We start from the raw sequence: 17,781 nt of genomic DNA on the forward strand, positions 1-17,781 counted from the left end.
AGAGTTGTGTATATGTTCATTCGCATTCGTTTATGGTTATCTCCGTCCCGACGGAGAAAAAACGGGTTTTCTCTGCTGGAAATGCTGGTGGTTGTCAGCATCATTTTGATTTTAGCTACCGTAGCCGTGCCGAAGTTTACGTCAGCCGGGAAAACGGCGAAAATTGCCAAGATTGAAGCCGACTTGCACACGATCAGCAACGCGGCGGCGCTGTATGAAGTCGAAACCGGCGCGTATCCCGACTCCGTCGATGACCTGGTAAAGAAAGGAAGCTCCGGCAAAGCCTATCTCCAGTCCAAGCCGACATTGCCGGACGGAACGGAGTACAGCATTAACAGCGAAGGCGTCGTATCCGGCGTATTTGACGGCGTGACCTATGATTCGGCGGCCAGCCATCGGACGACAGCTGCGGAGAGCGGCTGATGACTGAGATATGACCGGCGATATGGCTGCCGCTTTGAGCTGGGGATACGGAATATGGCTGGCGGTCATGGCCTTATGCACGATTGTCGTCATCTATACGGATATATCCTGGTATTGGATTCCCGATGGGATTGTATGCGTTGCGGCGTTGGCAAACGGGGCCGCCGTAGCAGGCGGCCTCGTAGCTCCCTGCAGTGCAGTCAGCATCGGGTTTGCCTTGTCCTTTGCCCTGCTGTACTTTCTGTATCCGCAGGGCATCGGCAGCGGCGACGTCAAGCTGGCGGCGGCCCTGTGCCTGGGCTGCAGCGGCTCGACGGCCTATATTATGACGACGGCCGCGTTCCTGTCCGCTTTGATTGGGGCGGCTGCGTGGCGGCTCTATGCCCGAAAGAACTGCATTCCCTTCGGCCCGTTTTTGTGGATAGGATGGTGGATAGCCTTTGCGGCAGGAGAAGAACTTATGGTCTGGATGGCTGGCTAAGGCATGCCAGCGGTGCGAAAACGGCTATCTGTTGACGGAATACATCGTACTGCTCGGATTGCTGGGGTTATTTTTTACGTTGGCGATGCCTAAGATGACCTGGGATTCCCACCGTTATGCCGTAGACGCCATGACGCGGGAAATCGCCGTCGACCTGCAGCGCATGCGCCAGCATTCCCTGACGAACGGGATGGCCGATATGGACGGATGGACGTTGTCGCTGCGAAAAGACAAATATGTCATCATGCAGCGGTATACTGTCCATAAAACGAGGATATATCCGAAGGGGATTACGATTCCTACCGGAAAAAACGGACGAAAGGACTTTACGTTTGATGGCAAAGGAAGACCGCAGAGCGATATGGAGCTTACTGTCGCCAGTTCCGGCGCACAGCCTTATGAAAAGAAAATCATCGTGGCCGCTCAGACCGGCCGTATCCGCATCGAATAAGAAAAACGGATTTCTGCTGGCCGATGCCGTGACGGCGTCTGTTATCGGAATTCTCCTCTTTACGCCGGCGTTGATGCTGACGGCCCAGGCCGTTTCGGCTTACCGGCAGGCCCGCCATATTATCGGAGCTGCTGCTGCAGGGCGGTCGGAGATGGAAGAACTGCGCGGAGAAGACAGGAATTTTTCTTTGCAGAAAGAGGTGACGGGGCCGCGCGGCACGTATACGCTGCGCAGCCAGGCTGAGAATGTAGACGGCCTGTATATTCGATACAGAGTGGAGGTGCAGGACCCTGATGGAGGCGTTCACGTTTTTATCCGCCTGGCGGAATCGGAAGAAAGCTAATGGGTTCGTGCTGACCGAACTCGTCGCGGCACTGGCCGTCGCAGCTATCGTCATGACGGCGCTTCTGCCGATGCTGGTGCAGACGGCGGCAAACTGCCGCTACGGCGAAAGCTGGGAAGAACTATCCCGACAGGGCATGGTGATGGAAGAAACGATATTCGGCGTACTGCGTTTTGCCCGGAATATCGAGGTATCGCCTAAGACGGTACGGTGCCGCGACGAACAAAACGGGCTGACAGGATTTTCTGTCAAAAACGGACGGGTATATCGTTTGCTGAGCAACGGCAGCGAACAGCCTCTGACGGGTTCGGTAAACGCCGGGCTGCGGGAAGACCGCATCAGCGTGCGTTCTCAGGGTGACAGGCCCTATTTTTCCGCCGATGGAGAAAAAATACACGTTTATATTGAGCTGTACGACGCCTATACGGGACAATCCTGGCCCTGCGTGCTGACCGTTACGCCGCTGCCTTGCCAATGGGAGGATGCGGCATGAGACGAAAAAACGGGTATATGACGTTCTGCATCTTGGCGCTGGGAACGGCGGCGCTGCTGCTGGCTGCGTCGGCTGCGCATTTATCTGCCCAATACGTCCGGTCTGCCCGTCAATACGAAGAAGCCGTTCAGTTATCCTATGCTTCGGAAAGCGCCCTGCTGGTGAGCTGGCGCGACTTGCGCAGCCGGCGGTGGCAGGATGTGCCGGAACGGCGGACGTGGGCTTTTAACGATGTATGGGGGATTGCCGAAGGAGGACAGCGCATAGAAATCCAGTGCGTTGCATCGCCATATTCTCTGCCGTTCAACGGCGTGCTGCGCGCGTCGGCCGTGTCGGATCATACCCTTTTGAAGCGAACCTGCGCCCTGCAGTTCCGGGTGCAGAAAGGCGACGACGGCAGCGCCTCTTTCGCTGTCCGGCAAATTGTGTATTAAGGAGGGCAAATGAATGAGTATAGTCCAAGGATATCGGGCCCACATATGGCTGTCGCAGCGGCACATATATGTTCTGAAAACGGAAACGAGCTGGTACGGCGGCGTCCGGAGCCGGCAGCTCTGCCTTTATGATTGTCCTGCCGACTGGCTCACATGGCCTGAGAAAATAAAGAAGTGCCTGAGAGATATTATTGCTGTATATGGATTGCAGGATTATACGGTGTATCTTCTGCTCAGCGGCCCGTCTTTGCTGTGGAAAGAGCTGAAGCTGGCGACGAAACGGAAGGAAGAGGCGCGAAGCATGGTCGTATGGGATGAGGCGATTGGCGACGGCAGCACGGCGTACGCCTTTGATTTAGCCCGAACTGCAGAACCGCCTGAGGGAGGCCTGTACGGCTGGATGAGCGCCGCCTATCCTTACGATATGGTAACAGATATGATTCAGACGATGCGGTCCGGGAATTGCTGCGTCAGGAGAATTGACGTTCTTCCGGCGGCGGCAGGACGCCTCTGTCCGTCCGGGACTGGCATTTTATATCTGTGCGAACCGGCGCTGATTCATGTGGTTCAGCTGAAGTCGGGAGTTCCCTTATCCTATGCCTGCACTTCGGCGCTGCCGGAAGAAGGCCGGCTTTGGCAAGAAGCGCAGGAACAGATGCATCATGGGGTGTGGTACGACGAAGAGAAAGGAATGTGGTCTATTCCGCCGGTGTCGGAGTCTGTGAAGCGAGATATGGATCGGTGGGAATTAATATATCCGGCTGCCGTACTGGCAGCGTATTAGGAGCAGCGTATGGAATTCAATTTAATCCCTCAGGAGCAGCGCCCTTCGTCATGGTCCTTGTTGGCGCTGCGGTTGAGTAAAAAGCTTGCTGCGCTGCTGGTCGTCGTGACTCTGGCCGTCGGCGCAGCCGGTGCGATCTTTCAGATGCGGACGATTTGGGAACAAGAACGGTTTACGGATCAGGCTTTTCCTATTCAGAAACGTATTGTGCAGCAAAATGAGTGGGAACGAAAGCTGCACGAGTTGAAAGAGCGGCACGACGAAGACCAACGAAATCGGCTTCATTGGCCGGAAATTCTCGTGTGCCTTGCCGATACCAAGCCGGAAGGCGCATTTGTAGAAAAAATCGAAATGCGCCGCCATGTGTTGTCAATATCTGGTATGGCAAATGAAGTCGGCACCGAGAGAAAATGGCAGGACGCCCTGCGTCGCCAGCCTTCTGTACGTTCGGTTTCGGCCAGCCGCATGAAGCAGGCAGGACAGACGGCGGAAACGGCGTTTCTGCTGGAGGTGGAATGGGCGAATGATGAGCAGGATACTTCACGACAAAAGGCATAAACAATTCCTTTGGTATATCCTTCTGGTACTGCTTTTGCTGTCCTTCGTCCATTGCGCCTACTGGTACCGGCAATGGCAAGCGTGGAAGGCAGTCAATGGCCGCATTTGTTCCTATGAAGTGACAGCAGCGGAGTGGAAAGACCGGGAAGACATTATCAGGAAATGGCAGGGGGCCGATGAAGACGTACTGGACATCGTACAGCGCCAGGCCGATGCGTGCGGCTTACAAGTACTTTCGTTTTATGCATCACCGCAGGAAAAAAGCCGATATCATGTAGAATTAAGCGGGGCTTACGGGAGCTACATTCATTTTTTCAATCAAATGGAACGAGAAGGCCCCTTATTCTCCGTTTCTTTAGAACGTATGGAACGATGCGGCGACGCCGTATTGGCTGTCATAAAAATTTAAATATATATTTTAGAGACATACTCCTCACGCAGACTAATATATTTGATATTTGTCTGGATGAGGAGTATTTTTTAATAATTATTATTGTCGTTTGGTCTAATCGGGCTATTTTTATGTCTGATTGGAGTAGATTTTTTTTCATATCCTTGGTATCATATACGTGCATTTTATTATATGAATACAATAATCAATATCTTAAAAATGATCAGTAAAGGAGATGGATAACAGTGGCGCAAAAAAACATGAAAAGTGCTGAAAAAGGTACATGGGAAAGCGTAGCGTGCACTCTGGGGTTATGGGTTATTTTCGTTTCTGCCGCCGCGTTATGCATATAAGATTTGTAAGCGGCAAAGTGTATCAAGGCATCATCGCATTTATATAAGTTAGTAACTATGAATCATTAAGGAGTGTAACAAATGGAAGGATTCGCGTATTTTCTGCATTTATTTCACAGCGGCGGCCTGGTTATGTATCCGCTGCTGGCCTTATCTATTTTTACGGTAGCCATTGCGATTGAACGGTTTTACTATTACCGGGCCAATCGTCGGGATTCGAAAAAGTTTTTTACTGGTGTTGATCATGCTATTCGTGATCAGCAATGGGATACGGCGGAAAATTTCTGCCGGAAATTCCCTACGGCTATCAGCCGCATTATTGCCAGCGGCCTCCGGCATAAGGATGATGAAAAAGCCATGAAAGATGCTTTCAATGAACAGATGACGATTGAATCCATCGCCTTTCGCCGCTACCTCGATTACCTCAGCGCTATCGTCACGATTGCGCCGCTTCTCGGGCTTCTCGGCACAGTAACGGGCATGATCAGTACGTTCAGCGTTTTAGACAGCGGCGCTGGTGCCACGGCGATTACCGGCGGTGTCGGTGAGGCTCTTATTGCGACGGCATCGGGGTTGTGTGTGGCGATCATTGCTTTCTGCGTATATACCTACTTCGACCATCAGCTGGACACCATTGTGACGGATACGGAAAAGCTGTGCCTTACTGTAGTGAACGCCAGAAATGCAAGGTAGGAGGTAAGGCTGATGTTTACGAATGTCAGGATGAAAAAGAAACCGGCTTTTATGATCATTCCGATGATTGATATTATCTTTTTCCTGCTTGTGTTTTTTATGATGAACAGCCTGCAGACCGTAGCGCAGAAGGCCTTGTCCGTCCAGCTCCCTCAGGCTCAGAGCGCGTCGGCGCCTGTGCAGATGCCCATTATCCTGACGGTTGATGCGGAAGGGCATATTACGATGGATAATCGTCCTGTCAGCTTTGACGAAGCATCGGAACGGATGAAGCGACACATGGCAGAAAATGCCAACGCCGCTGTGATTCTGCAAGCCGACCGCCGTACGGCTCATGGTCAGGTAGTCGCTGTCATGGATATGTTGAAATCTGCTGGTGTTAAGCGTCTGGCCATCGCTGCAGAACAGAAGGGATGACGCCTATGCGGGAAATTTCATGGATACGAGCTTATGCCAGCTCGGCAGTAGTCCATCTGCTCGTCGTAGGCGCGGCGGCTATGTTTCTTGCCGGAGCTGTGATGCAGCAAGAACAACAGCAGATGTATGTCATAGATTTAGACACCAGCGAACTGTCTAGTGCTGGAAGCGGGCATGCCGGCGGCGGCAGCGGCGGCGAACTGTTTCCGGAAAAGCTGTCTGAAACAGCCGTAGCCGAGCGTGTGGCGCAAATAGATGCCAGCCAATCGGCTGTTATGCCTCATACGCAGTTGTCAGATGCCGTGCCGGAACCGGCTCCCAGCAGTCAGCCCGCTCCGGCTGCCGCCAGTTCGTCTGCTGCTGGCGGAGGGGGTGTCGGCAGCAGTGCGGGAGCTGGCAGCGGTACGGGTACTGGCTCAGGCGTCGGAGACGGGACAGGCGATGGCCAGGGTTATGGAGAAGGCGCCGGCGACGGTCAGGGCAGCGGTTACAGCGGCGCAGAAGGGACCGGTTCATCGCCGTTTGATTCCGATGGATTCTGGTCTGCTGTCAACGCCAATAAATCCTATCCGCCTATGGCTGTCCGCCGCGGTTTGACTGGTTCCGTTACCATTACGGTTACGCTGGACAGCAGCGGAAACTGCGTCAATGCCTATGTATCCGGCTCATCGGGACAGAGTATTTTGGATAAGGCAGCTCTTAACGCTGTATATGCTGCCTGCCCGTATCCGAATGCCAGCGGACAGGATGTAACGGTAAACGTGCCTGTTACCTTTAATTTGAATTAATTCCCCCGGTTTATCGGATCGTTTTTTTTCGGTCATATGGAGCTGAAGAAACGAGATTCGTATCCATTATAAAAAATTATGCCATAAAAGGAGAGTGTATGTATGAAAACGATCGTTTTGTACTCGACGCGTACAGGAAATACGAAAAAGGTGGCCGAAGCAATTGCCGAAGCCCTGCCGGCAGGGACGCCTTGCCTTTCCGTTAAAGAGGTGCCGGCTGATATTGACCGCTACGACTGCGTGTTCCTCGGATTTTGGGTAGACCGCGGTACGGCAGATAAGGATTCGCAGGACATGCTGAAACAGCTGACGAATAAGCATGTCGCTATATTTGCAACGTTAGGAGCCGATCCGAAGTCGGAACATGCGGCGAAGAGCCTGGATAACGGCGCGGCCTTTCTGCCGGAAGGCGTCCATGTCGCCGGTACGTTTATCTGCCAGGGCGCAGTAGACCCCAAGCTTATTGAAATGATGTACAAGCAGTTCCCGGCTGGCCATCCCCACGGCAAATCGCCGGAACGGGACGCCCTTCATGCCGAAGCAGCCAAGCATCCCGATGCTGCTGATTTGGAAAATGCCAAAGCCTTTGCAGCAGATGTCATGAAGAAGCTTGCTGCGGAATAAGGGAGACGTTCCTATGAGTTTAGAAGAATTATTTCACAGCCTGCCGCCAGAGCAGCGCATTTTCCAATTCGGCGCGGAAACGGACAGCCCGCTGACGGACGCGTTTCCGCGCAAACGCGTCGTTCATGCCGGCCTGCACGGCACGGTTGTCCCGCCTGATGAATCACAGCAGGTTTGGCAGCGCATCATGGCGTCTGCACCGGCTAAAAAGGACATCCAGACGGCGTATATACATATTCCGTTCTGCAAGACCAAATGCCTGTACTGCGGATTTTTTCAAAATGGGACGAATCAGGACGTAGAAGACCATTATGTGGACTGCCTGATTCAGGAACTGGAAGCCTCTGCCGACTTGCCGCGCTTAAAGGACAGCCTTATTCATGCCGTATTTATCGGCGGCGGTACGCCGACATCCTTGTCTCCGAAAAATGCCGGACGGCTGCTGCAGGCGATTTGCCGCTGCCTGCCCTTGGCCAACGATTACGAGCTGACTTTGGAAGGGCGTGTTCATGATCTAGTACCGGAAAAGATGGACGTTTGGCTGGCAAATGGTGTAAACCGCATGTCTTTGGGCGTTCAGTCCTTTCATACGGATATCCGCCGTTCTGTCGGACGACTGGACGATGAAGAAACGGTATTGAAAAATCTGCGGAGCCTTCTCGATTACAACCAGTGTGCTGTCGTCGTCGACCTCATTTACGGTCTGCCCGGTCAGGACATGCAGGTCTGGAAGGAAGATTTGGATCTGCTGATTCAGTCCGGCGTAGACGGCGCTGATTTGTATCAGCTCAACGTTTTTGACGGCAGCGATTTGAATAAGGCCATTGCCCGCGGCGCGCTGCCGCCGGCAGCGACGACGGATTACCAGGCCGGCATGTTTGCCTTTGCCAAGGCCTATCTGGAACAGCGGGCGTATCGCCGCCTGAATGTCTGCCATTGGAGCTGCAGCAACCGTGAGCGGAGCCTGTACAATACACTGGCCCGCTCCGGTTCGTCCATGTTCCCCTTCGGCAGCGGCGCCGGAGGCAGCGTAGACGGCTATTCAACGATGCTTCACCGGGCCATTGCACCGTATGAAATGTTTGTCGAAGCAGGCAAAAAGCCCTTTATGGCTCTCATGAAGCAGTCGCCGCTGCAGCCGATTGTCGATGCGGTGCAGAACCAGCTGGAAATGTGCTATATGGATTTAAATAAAATATACGCCTTTGACGACAAGCTGAAAGATCTGGAATGGCTGTATAAGCTGTGGGAAACACGCGGTCTTGTAACATATAACGGCGTCATGTATACGCTGACGGATGCTGGTCAGTTCTGGCAGGTCAACATCACGCAGACGACGCTGGAATGCATCCAGTACCTCATGACTGGGAAAAATGCCATGGTGATGGAACGCGTAGCTGCGCAAGATTCGAAGAAAACTGCGTCTATGGTAGAGGCCATGAAGCGGATGAAAGCTATGAGCGGCACGCCCAGCGTGGAAGCTATGAAAAAAATGGCTGAAGCCATGCGCCATATGAGTCAGGATGAGATTCAAGCCATTATGAAGCAAATGAAAAATCACTCATAGATAGCTGCACTCCTCTGTGTAAAGACTGCAACGAAGATCTGTTGCAGTCTTTGCCGTATCTAATCGCGTGAAAAATATAACATATACGCAAGTGTGATATTGACAATCTATATCATAAAATTCATAATAAAGAGTAGGAGATATGGAAAATTGGCTGCGTGACAATCCAGAAGGGGGAAGCAATCATGAATACTCTTTGCCTATATTACGAAAACGCTGCGGCACGGCGCATTGCCGTCATGATCGGCAGTATACTCAGCATGAGCCGGTATGCGGAATGCCGGGAAGACGTATCGCTGCGCCAATATAAGCGGATTTTGCTGGTTTTGACGGAAAAACAGGCAGTACATCCTTTGACAGAGGTCGTACAGCATGCGGAGCCGGATACAACATGGGGAATCATTGTCATTGGTGATAATGAATTGTCGGTACAGAGGCTGCGCAGTCAGGCTGAAATGCTGCTGAGACGGCCTATCGCCTTGTCTGCGTTTATTCCGGCGAGTGACGTTACAGAAGGGGTCATACGTGCTGCTGAGACAATACAGACGCCTCCGGCTACTGTACCGGACAGCGACAGTACGGCATGGCAGGCATTAGAAACGTTCCTGACGAGTCATACTACGGGCGTTTTAGCTACCGGATGGGGACGGAATATTCGGACGACGCCGATTGAGTACGTATATTGGCATAAAAAGATATACCTGTTCAGCGAAGGCGGACGAAAATTTGCGAATATATACCGTGATCCTCATGTCAGTTTTTCCGTATGCGAGCCGTTCTCCGATTTTTCCCATTTGGCAGGACTGCAGCTGAGCGGCACGGCACAGATTCTCGAACCACAGGACGAAGGCTATGCTGCGGCAGCGGTGGCCAAGGGTATTGCTGAAGAACGGCTGCGGAAAATGCCCGTCGTCCTCCATGTCATCGAGATTTCTCCGTCTGAGGCTGTCTTTCTTTGGGGGCAATTTGCCAGAGGGGGAAAAGCTGTGCGTCAGGTATATCGATTTTAATTTAAATTAGAGCTGGTTATTCAAGAAAGGGTGCAGTATAATAATGGATACTATGCGGATGATCGAATCTTCTGAAGAGAGGGTTGTGTTTGAAATACAAAATAGTACGGGTACGGCGCGTCTGACGTCGTATCCCGTATATCCGGGCATCGATCTCGTCTATATAGACGCGCATATTCAATCCTTTTCCTGCCGGAGCCATCCCGTAACGCAGGGCTTGTTCGCTGTCAATCATTGTGAGGAAGGCCGTATAGAGTGTAATTTTCAGAACGGCGAATTTCTCTATATGGGGCCAGGCGATATGTCTATTGGCTGGCGGCATCATCAGGAATATTGTCATTCTATTTTCTTTCCTTCGTCTCATTATCATGGCCTGTCTATTTTATGCTCTGTATCCAAGGCGCAGCCTGTCGTTTCCCGGCTGTTGGAGGACGACGGCGATTTGACGGCCTTATGCAGCCGTTTTTGCCGGGAATCGGATTTCGGCCTTATTATGAAAGAAAACAATGACATGCAGCATTTGTTTGAAGAACTGTACCGTGTGCCGGAAGGTATTCGACGCCGGTATTGCCAGCTTAAAATCTTGGAAATATTTTTGTTCCTCGGGACAATCGAGCCGGAACGAAACCGATACGTTTACGTGACGAAGCGGCAAGTTGATATCGTCAAGGCGATCCATTTGGAACTATTAGAAAATCTGACGACAAAGAAACGAGTAGAAGAACTTGCCGCAGAGCATCATATTGCGCCGACGACGTTGAAGCGGTGCTTTAAAAGCGTTTACGGCAGCTCCATCGGCCAGCATTTGCAGGAACTGCGGGTCAGCGAGGCGATGCGCATGCTTGCCGAAACGGAAGACAGCATCCTGCAGATAGCCAATCGCGTAGGCTACGCAAACAGCAGTAAATTTTCTGTGCTGTTTCAGAAAATGACCGGAATGCTTCCGCGAGAGTACCGAAAATCATTGCGAAAATAAAGGGCAGGCAATACTGTGCGTTTCAGCGGATAGATTAAGGAGGGCGTTATGACCAATATTGCCATTGGGCTTTTCATTCCCTTTTTAGGGACGGCCTTGGGAGCAGCATGTGTGTATGGTATAAGAGATCCGCTGCCGCAAGGCATACAGCGGGCTCTGACAGGATTTGCAGCTGGTGTGATGACTGCTGCGTCGGTATGGAGTCTGCTCATTCCAGCTATGGATCAAGTCTCTTCATGGGGGAAATGGGCCTTTGTGCCTGCGGCTGCCGGTTTTTGGCTCGGCGTAGGCATGCTGCTTCTTCTAGACCGTTGGGTGCCGCACCTTCACCTGAACAGCGATGAGCCGGAAGGGATGCGGGCTCCTTTGAAAAAGACGACTATGCTCGTATTAGCAGTAACGCTGCACAATATTCCTGAAGGGATGGCTGTAGGTGTCGTATACGCTGCGTTTTTGTCAGGACAGGAGGGGATGAGCCTGGCCGGCGCCATTGCTTTATCGCTGGGCATTGCGATCCAAAATTTTCCGGAAGGCGCGATTATTTCTATGCCTCTGCGCTCTGCCGGCCTGTCGTCTCATCGGGCCTTTGCCGGAGGGATGCTGTCGGGCATCGTCGAGCCCGTCGGCGCCGTCGCGACGATTTGCCTGACCAGTCTCGTTGTGCCGCTGCTGCCGTACCTGCTGAGCCTGGCTGCCGGTGCGATGATGTACGTCGTCGTGGAAGAACTGATTCCGGAAATGTCTTTCGGAAAACATTCTAACGTTGGCGCTCTTTCCTTTTCGTTAGGGTTTACCGTCATGATGGCTCTGGATGTCGCTTTAGGATAATTATTATTTATTAACATAACGAAATGGGTTATTTTTATGTCTATTTGGAGTAGAAAACAAGGAAGAATCCTGCTATAGTTATAGATAGTGATTATCATTTCTTTAATAAAATGCAACTCATATCATATAACGTATGTCTTGGGGAGGGATTTGATTGCGCAAAGTAATTTTATATGTCGCAGCAGCTTTTGTTATCTGCTTGTTCGGCGGCATCGTATACATGATGACGCAGGGCGGAATAGCAGCGTCAACGGCGGCTATGCGGCAGGTGACGGACAGTACGGGCGAGACGATGGAGATTCCGGAGCATCCGCAGCGGGTCGTCTTTTTAAACGCGTCTAACATGGACATGTACGTCGCCGCTGGAGGAGCGGCGCAGGTCGTCGGCAAACCGACGTCCCAGTCCTTGTCGCCGGAGCTGGCTGAAATCGTTGCCGACGTGCCGGAAGTCGGGATTATTCATTCGCCTAATATTGAAAAAATATTGTCCTTGAAGCCCGATTTGGTCATCGGCGTCAACGTGCCGTTCCATAATCAGCTGCGGGAAACGATGAAGCAGAATCATATTCCGCTGTATATCAACTCGCTGGACAATTACGAGGACACGCTGAAAACGATGAAGTTTTTTGGCGAATTGACCGGCAATACGGCAAAAGCCCAGGAAGAGACGGACAGAATTGTCAAGCAGTGCCGTGATGCTGTCGCTATGACTGAAGGCAAGACGGGCCCGCGGACACTGATTTTGTTCAGCAACCCGGACAGCAACAGCATGGCCAGCAGCGAGACATTTTCCGGCGATTTGCTGCAGCGCCTTCACGGTGTAAATATTGCCGAACTGGATACGTCACTGACGGGCCAGTTTATTCCTCTGAGTTTGGAATACGTCGTCAAGCAGGACCCGGAAGTCGTCTTCATCATTTCCATGGGTAATACACCGGAAAATCTGGCTCGCTTCAAGGAACAAATGCAGACGAATGAAGCGTGGAGTCAGACGTCGGCAGTTAAAAACGGCCGCATTTATGATCTGCCTATGGAGCTGTTTACTGTCAATCCGGGCAGCAACATCGGCGAGGCTATGGAATATATGGCAGATTGCCTGTACGGGCAGGGAGGTATCTGATGGAGCGTGCCGTAGAACAAGATAACCGCGGCGTCGTCCGCATGACGACGCTCTGCGCCGGACTGATACTGCTGATGCTGTCTCTGGCATTAGGCATTGCCGCCGGCGCGGTACATATCTCTTTGTCGGATATATATCAGGCCGTCGTCGCGCCGGGACAGACAGATAACTACCGCATTATTTATACGCTGCGCATGCCGCGGGCAATCTGTGCGGCCTTAGCCGGCGCTAACCTGGCCTTGTCGGGATGTATCCTGCAGGGAATTCTGCGCAACCCGCTGGCTGACCCGGGTATTATCGGCATTTCGGCCGGCGCCGGTCTGGCGGCCATGGCCCTCATGCTTATTGCGCCGACCTTTACGAGTTTCGTACCCTTTGCAGCCTTTATCGGTGCTATGTTTGCCGCGGCTGTCGTCTTTTTCCTTGCCTACGAGCGGGGCGTCAATCCGCTGCGTCTCGTCTTAGCCGGCGTAGCCGTGGCGGCGTTTTTTGGCGGCGGCATGACGGCCCTGTCGGTATTTTTCTCCGATAAGATTCAGGGAACCGTATCGTGGATGGCCGGCGGCTTTGCCGGCAGCAACTGGTCGTACGTCCGCATGATTCTTCCGTACAGCCTGTTGGGCATCGTTGGGACGCTGTGCTACTACCGAAGACTCAATGCTCTCCAGCTGGGCGATGACGTAGCTAAAACGTTAGGTGTTAATACGGAGCGTACTCGTGCTGTCCTCGTTGCTTTGGCGGCTCTGCTGGCCGCATCGGCAGTCAGTGTAGCCGGTCTGCTTGGCTTTGTCGGTCTCATCGTGCCTCATGTCATGCGCCTTATCGTCGGCTCGGACTTTGAAGCCCTTCTGCCGTGCTCGGCATTGTTCGGCGCCGTATTGGTCGTCGTAGCCGACGTAGCGGCCCGGACGCTGTTCAGTCCTGTAGAAGTGCCTGTGGGCATTTTCATGTCCTTCATCGGCGCGCCGTTCTTCTTATACTTGCTGAAACGGAGGATGGGTCAGTCATGAGTACGATTACGACAAACCATTTACGCCTGCAGTACGGCGAACGAGTTATAGCGGAAGACCTGACCATAGCCTTTGACAAACCGGAAATCGTGTCGATTATCGGCCCGAACGGCTCAGGTAAATCGACGCTTCTGAAATCACTGGCACGGCTTCTCGTGCCGACGGGCGGCGCCGTATATCTGGACGGGCAGGATCTCAAAGACGTATCGATGGATAAGATTGCCCGGACGATTTCCATGCTGCCCCAGTCGGCCAGCGCACCGGGCGATATGACTGTGCGGGATCTGGTGACCTACGGCCGCTTGCCCTATCAGGGATTATTTTCAAAACTAAACGATTTAGACATTGCGGCTATTAACAGCGCCTTGAAGGCGACGGAAATGGAGCCGCTCCAGCATAGCCGCTTGTCGGCCCTATCCGGCGGTGAACGGCAGCGGGCTTGGCTGTCCATGGCCTTGGCCAAGGAGCCGCAGATCCTGCTTCTCGACGAACCGACGACATATCTGGATATCCGCCATCAGCTGGCCCTGATGGAGCTCGTCGTGCATTTGTATCAGACCATGCACATCATCGTCATCATGGTCATGCATGATTTAAACCACGCGGCCCGTTACAGCCATCGCCTCGTCGCTGTGAAAAAAGGAAATATCGTGGCTGACGGCTCTGTAGCCGACGTATTTCGGCAGGATATACTGGAGCCTCTCTACGGTATCCGCGCTGTCGTCACGACGGTGCGGGAGAACGAGGGAGAGTATCTCGCTTGTTTTCCTTATGCTGCCGTGTAAATTCGGTTCATAACGCCTTGGCGTTTATTATATACATATTTATTTCATAAACGTACTCTGTCATCAGGAAAATATTCCAGACAGACACATGTTCAAAGATGAAGGGGAGGTTTTATTTCATGGATTCATTTTCATCATCTAAAAAACGTATGCTAACCTTAGCTGTATTGTGCGCCGTAGGAGGCAGCCTGGCGGGATTCGGAAATCCTGTGTACGCTGCAGATGAAACGGCTGCTAATACGATCCAAACTAAAGATGTTGTCGTCACAGCTACTAAGACCGAGGCAGAAATTAAGGCTGTACCGCAGGCTGTTGAAGTTATTACGTCTGAAGATATGGAACGCATGGGTGCAAATGACGTACTGACTGCGTTATCTTTGGCAAATAACGTAAACTTGTCCAGAGCAGGCATGACGGGGAATGCCGTTTCTCTTCGTGGGATGAGCACAAATCATACGTTAATTTTGATTGACGGCAAGCGCTATGCTGGAGAAGATACTGATGTTACTACGAACGTATATAGCCTTCAGCGTTTAAATGTTAGCGACATTGAACGTATCGAAATCGTTCGTGGACCGTCTAGTTCATTGTATGGTTCAGATGCTATGGGTGGTGTTATTAATATTATCACTAAGGTGCCGGATAAAGCTGGAGGAATGGTCGGTTTTGTTACAGGAACTAGGAATACGGCTACATATTTTAACGTAAATTCGGGTAAACATGGACGTTGGACGACATCTTTTGATGCGCGCTTTGATAGAGTTAGACCGTTTAATCGAGCAAATAATACTCCCATGGAAACGGTTGATATGGGAGAAGGCGCACCGACAATGAGTACAAAAACAGAAGGTACGGATCGATCTATGTATGGTATGCGCCGGACATATCACTTATCATCTATGTATGATTTCGAAAATAAAAACCAAAACAAATTAAGATTCGACGTAGATTATATGAATGAAGATTTAAGTTCTGATTATGCAGATACTTATATCAAGATGGTTATGGACATGGGGGGACGCCCTGTGACCATGTCAGAGCGATGGTCAAGTAAAAATAAAAAAGAATGGTTTCATAACGAGCAGAAAGGATTTAGCTTAGAATATACTGGGAAAACAGGAAGAAATGATTATCAGTTCAGGACGTATTATAATGAGTTAGAAAAAGATTCTAACTTGATTAACTACCCACTTACATTGACTACTATGGGGAGACCTATAGGTACTACTAGTGTAGCATATGACATGGATTATGCGAAATATTCTACATGGGTAACGGAAGCTAGAAATACGATGCATATTGGCGATAATCATGATTTGACTTTTGGTGGGGAATATCGTCAATTAGATTATGAAGGAACCCGTTTAGGCGGGTCAGAAGCAGGCCTAAATAAAGTTGTAAAATCAAAGGATGTAAATTCTTATGCTGCTTATGTAGAAGACTTATGGCAAGTTAATGATAAGTTATTATTGATTCCTTCTGTTCGGTTTGAACATAATAGCCAATTTGGTTCTGAAGCAACACCTAAGATTGGCGCTACATACAGCATTAATAATAACTGGCGCTTAAAGGCTAACTACGGTAAAGGGTATAAAGCGCCATCTATTAGTGAATTGTATATGATCATGCATCGTTCTATGGGATCAATGAACGTTACTGTAGAAGGAAATCCAGATTTGCAGCCGGAAGAAACGATCAGCTATGATTTCAGTATTGAAGCTGATAAAGGCAAAAATTTTGGTAAATTGACATATTTTAATAATAAAGTAACCAACTTGATTACTACAGAAGCGCTTGATGCAAGTGGTTATAATAACCGTTACATTAATATTGGCAAAGCACAGATAAATGGTATTGAATTAGAACTTGGCCATCGTTTTAATGACCGTTGGACAATCAAATTCACTCATAACTACTTAGATGCAATGGATAAGATCGCAAACGAACGGTTGAATAATCGTGCGAAGAATACGTCTACGATTCAGTTGATTTATGATGACCATAAAGATGATGGAATCAGTGCTGTCCTTTGGGATCAATTCTCCAATGATTATCGATACGACGATGAAAACTATACCTATAATACATTAAATTTTTCCATTAACAAAAAGTGGGGGAATGGATTCTCGACATTTGCAGGTGTAGATAATATCCTTAATAAGGAAGTAGATGATTTGTATATTGATGGTCGTTTATGGCGTGTAGGCGCAGAATGGAGATTCTAAAGGTTTTTTTCATGAACATATCACGCACACTACGACTCCTCTCCCTCTTAACGGCCATGGCCGTCTTCTCTGCGGCAGGAATGGCCGGAGCAGCCGCTCCGGCTCCTGCGGCGGAGAAGGCACCGGCCGTCGTATGGATAGACGGAGCGACACAGAAATCCGTATCGACAGCAGAGATGCTGGACGGCTTAAAAGACTATCAGGTGATTTTCTTCGGCGAATTTCACGATAGCCAGCCTATTCACGCCGCCGAGCTGGACGTGCTGAAAGGCTTATATGAACTGCACGGTGACAAGCTGGTTTTATCTATGGAAATGTTTGAACGGGATGTACAGCCAGCGATGAATGATTATTTAGCCGGAACGCTGAGTGAGGGGCTGTTCTTGTCTCAATCGCGGCCTTGGCCGCAATACATGACGGCTTATAAGCCTATGGTGGATTTTGCCAAGGAGCAGGGGATTCCTGTCCTGACAGGCAATATTCCCCGCCGTATGGCTGCGGCTTATGCCAAGGCTGGCAGTTTAAACGGCATTGCCGAAGCCGATCGGCTGTATCTTCCTAAGGTGCATAAGGCTGGCTCGGAAGCCTATCGGGCTAAGTTCGCCGCGACGATGGCTGCTATGAACGATATGCCCGGCGGTATGAAGGTGCCCGAAGCGATGGTACAGCCTATGTTCATGGCCCAGTGCCTCAAGGACGACGCCATGGCCGAAAGCATAGCGGACTATCTGAATACTCATGGCGACGCCGTCGTGTATCATGTCGTCGGTAATTTTCACAGCGAAGGCCATTTGGGAGTAGTAGAAAAGCTGCACGGTCTGCGACCTGATTTAAAAATTGCCGTTATCAATGCTGTACATTTCGACCCGCCAGCTGAGTCGGCAGCCGACGCTGCCAGCGCTCATGGTGGCGACGGCGAATACTTAGCATTGGAAACGGCTCACGGGGCATAAATTACAAGTTTCACCGTATAGATTTTAACAGGGCCTTGCCGAAAGGGGCTGTCCGCCATGGAGCGGCTCCTTGG

At 50.9% G+C, this 17,781-nt stretch carries 22 protein-coding genes; all 22 read left to right on the forward strand.

The features are described 5' to 3' along the window. The first annotated feature begins 12 nt into the window (after nucleotides 1–12). The 22 genes from CJ260_RS08120 to CJ260_RS08225 all read left to right on the forward strand — a co-directional run bounded on the left by CJ260_RS08120 (nucleotide 13) and on the right by CJ260_RS08225 (nucleotide 17,707). Nucleotides 13–423: a competence type IV pilus major pilin ComGC gene (locus CJ260_RS08120; protein WP_087477126.1), complete on the forward strand. Its 411-nt coding sequence runs from the start codon at nucleotides 13–15 to the stop codon at nucleotides 421–423. A 10-nt stretch (nucleotides 424–433) separates the two neighbouring features. Then, a complete protein-coding gene (locus CJ260_RS08125) occupies nucleotides 434–904 on the forward strand; it encodes a prepilin peptidase (RefSeq protein ID WP_095629833.1) in 471 nt (156 codons plus the stop codon). Between the two features lie 31 nt (nucleotides 905–935). After that, complete coding sequence (locus tag CJ260_RS08130) at nucleotides 936–1,355, forward strand: type II transport protein (RefSeq protein WP_143747685.1); 420 nt, start codon at nucleotides 936–938, stop codon at nucleotides 1,353–1,355. Then, nucleotides 1,303–1,698 (forward strand): hypothetical protein, encoded by a 396-nt coding sequence (locus CJ260_RS08135; protein ID WP_095629835.1) that lies wholly within the window; start codon nucleotides 1,303–1,305, stop codon nucleotides 1,696–1,698. The genes CJ260_RS08130 and CJ260_RS08135 overlap by 53 nt, the downstream gene beginning before the upstream one ends. Continuing rightward, nucleotides 1,649–2,191: a hypothetical protein gene (locus tag CJ260_RS08140; RefSeq protein WP_143747686.1), complete on the forward strand. Its 543-nt coding sequence runs from the start codon at nucleotides 1,649–1,651 to the stop codon at nucleotides 2,189–2,191. The genes CJ260_RS08135 and CJ260_RS08140 overlap by 50 nt, the downstream gene beginning before the upstream one ends. After that, the gene (locus CJ260_RS08145; protein WP_087477121.1) at nucleotides 2,188–2,625 is read left to right on the forward strand and encodes a hypothetical protein; all 438 of its coding nucleotides are present in this window, start codon (nucleotides 2,188–2,190) and stop codon (nucleotides 2,623–2,625) included. The genes CJ260_RS08140 and CJ260_RS08145 overlap by 4 nt, the downstream gene beginning before the upstream one ends. A gap of 13 nt (nucleotides 2,626–2,638) precedes the next feature. Then, nucleotides 2,639–3,409 carry a hypothetical protein gene (locus tag CJ260_RS08150; RefSeq protein WP_095629837.1) on the forward strand — a complete coding sequence of 257 codons (771 nt, stop codon included), beginning with the start codon at nucleotides 2,639–2,641 and terminating at the stop codon, nucleotides 3,407–3,409. 9 nt (nucleotides 3,410–3,418) lie between these two features. Continuing rightward, a complete protein-coding gene (locus CJ260_RS08155) occupies nucleotides 3,419–3,967 on the forward strand; it encodes a hypothetical protein (RefSeq protein WP_087477119.1) in 549 nt (182 codons plus the stop codon). Further along, entirely contained in the window at nucleotides 3,933–4,376 is a 444-nt protein-coding gene (locus tag CJ260_RS08160; RefSeq protein WP_087477118.1) for a hypothetical protein, read from the forward strand. Before CJ260_RS08155 ends, CJ260_RS08160 begins: the two co-directional genes overlap by 35 nt. 416 nt (nucleotides 4,377–4,792) lie before the next feature. Further along, nucleotides 4,793–5,404, forward strand: a complete 612-nt coding sequence (locus CJ260_RS08165) for a MotA/TolQ/ExbB proton channel family protein (protein WP_095629838.1) — start codon at nucleotides 4,793–4,795, stop codon at nucleotides 5,402–5,404. A 12-nt stretch (nucleotides 5,405–5,416) separates the two neighbouring features. Then, nucleotides 5,417–5,821 (forward strand): biopolymer transporter ExbD, encoded by a 405-nt coding sequence (locus CJ260_RS08170; protein WP_087477116.1) that lies wholly within the window; start codon nucleotides 5,417–5,419, stop codon nucleotides 5,819–5,821. Between the two features lie 5 nt (nucleotides 5,822–5,826). Further along, complete coding sequence (locus CJ260_RS13370; RefSeq protein WP_095629839.1) at nucleotides 5,827–6,609, forward strand: energy transducer TonB; 783 nt, start codon at nucleotides 5,827–5,829, stop codon at nucleotides 6,607–6,609. A gap of 102 nt (nucleotides 6,610–6,711) precedes the next feature. Continuing rightward, a complete protein-coding gene (locus CJ260_RS08180) occupies nucleotides 6,712–7,233 on the forward strand; it encodes a flavodoxin family protein (protein ID WP_095629840.1) in 522 nt (173 codons plus the stop codon). Nucleotides 7,234–7,246: 13 nt separating this feature from the next. Further along, nucleotides 7,247–8,800 (forward strand): heme anaerobic degradation radical SAM methyltransferase ChuW/HutW, encoded by a 1,554-nt coding sequence (hutW, locus tag CJ260_RS08185; RefSeq protein ID WP_095629841.1) that lies wholly within the window; start codon nucleotides 7,247–7,249, stop codon nucleotides 8,798–8,800. A 185-nt stretch (nucleotides 8,801–8,985) separates the two neighbouring features. Beyond that, a complete protein-coding gene (locus CJ260_RS08190) occupies nucleotides 8,986–9,810 on the forward strand; it encodes a pyridoxamine 5'-phosphate oxidase family protein (RefSeq protein ID WP_095629842.1) in 825 nt (274 codons plus the stop codon). Nucleotides 9,811–9,862: 52 nt separating this feature from the next. Next, the gene (locus tag CJ260_RS08195) at nucleotides 9,863–10,786 is read left to right on the forward strand and encodes an AraC family transcriptional regulator (RefSeq protein WP_233127929.1); all 924 of its coding nucleotides are present in this window, start codon (nucleotides 9,863–9,865) and stop codon (nucleotides 10,784–10,786) included. Nucleotides 10,787–10,834: 48 nt separating this feature from the next. Then, a complete protein-coding gene (locus CJ260_RS08200) occupies nucleotides 10,835–11,614 on the forward strand; it encodes a ZIP family metal transporter (RefSeq protein ID WP_095629844.1) in 780 nt (259 codons plus the stop codon). A 154-nt stretch (nucleotides 11,615–11,768) separates the two neighbouring features. Next, on the forward strand, nucleotides 11,769–12,734 hold the full coding sequence (locus CJ260_RS08205) for an ABC transporter substrate-binding protein (RefSeq protein ID WP_095629845.1): 966 nt from the start codon (nucleotides 11,769–11,771) through the stop codon (nucleotides 12,732–12,734). After that, nucleotides 12,734–13,744 carry an iron ABC transporter permease gene (locus CJ260_RS08210; RefSeq protein WP_095629846.1) on the forward strand — a complete coding sequence of 337 codons (1,011 nt, stop codon included), beginning with the start codon at nucleotides 12,734–12,736 and terminating at the stop codon, nucleotides 13,742–13,744. Before CJ260_RS08205 ends, CJ260_RS08210 begins: the two co-directional genes overlap by 1 nt. Further along, nucleotides 13,741–14,529, forward strand: coding sequence for an ABC transporter ATP-binding protein (locus CJ260_RS08215; protein WP_095629847.1), 789 nt, complete (start codon nucleotides 13,741–13,743; stop codon nucleotides 14,527–14,529). The genes CJ260_RS08210 and CJ260_RS08215 overlap by 4 nt, the downstream gene beginning before the upstream one ends. A gap of 119 nt (nucleotides 14,530–14,648) precedes the next feature. Continuing rightward, nucleotides 14,649–16,754 (forward strand): TonB-dependent siderophore receptor, encoded by a 2,106-nt coding sequence (locus tag CJ260_RS08220; RefSeq protein WP_095629848.1) that lies wholly within the window; start codon nucleotides 14,649–14,651, stop codon nucleotides 16,752–16,754. Nucleotides 16,755–16,765: 11 nt separating this feature from the next. Continuing rightward, nucleotides 16,766–17,707 carry a ChaN family lipoprotein gene (locus tag CJ260_RS08225; RefSeq protein WP_158221386.1) on the forward strand — a complete coding sequence of 314 codons (942 nt, stop codon included), beginning with the start codon at nucleotides 16,766–16,768 and terminating at the stop codon, nucleotides 17,705–17,707. Nucleotides 17,708–17,781 lie beyond the last annotated feature (74 nt).

The sequence above is a fragment of the Megasphaera sp. ASD88 genome (genome assembly GCF_002287425.1).
Classification (GTDB): Bacteria; Bacillota; Negativicutes; order Veillonellales; family Megasphaeraceae; genus Megasphaera; species Megasphaera stantonii.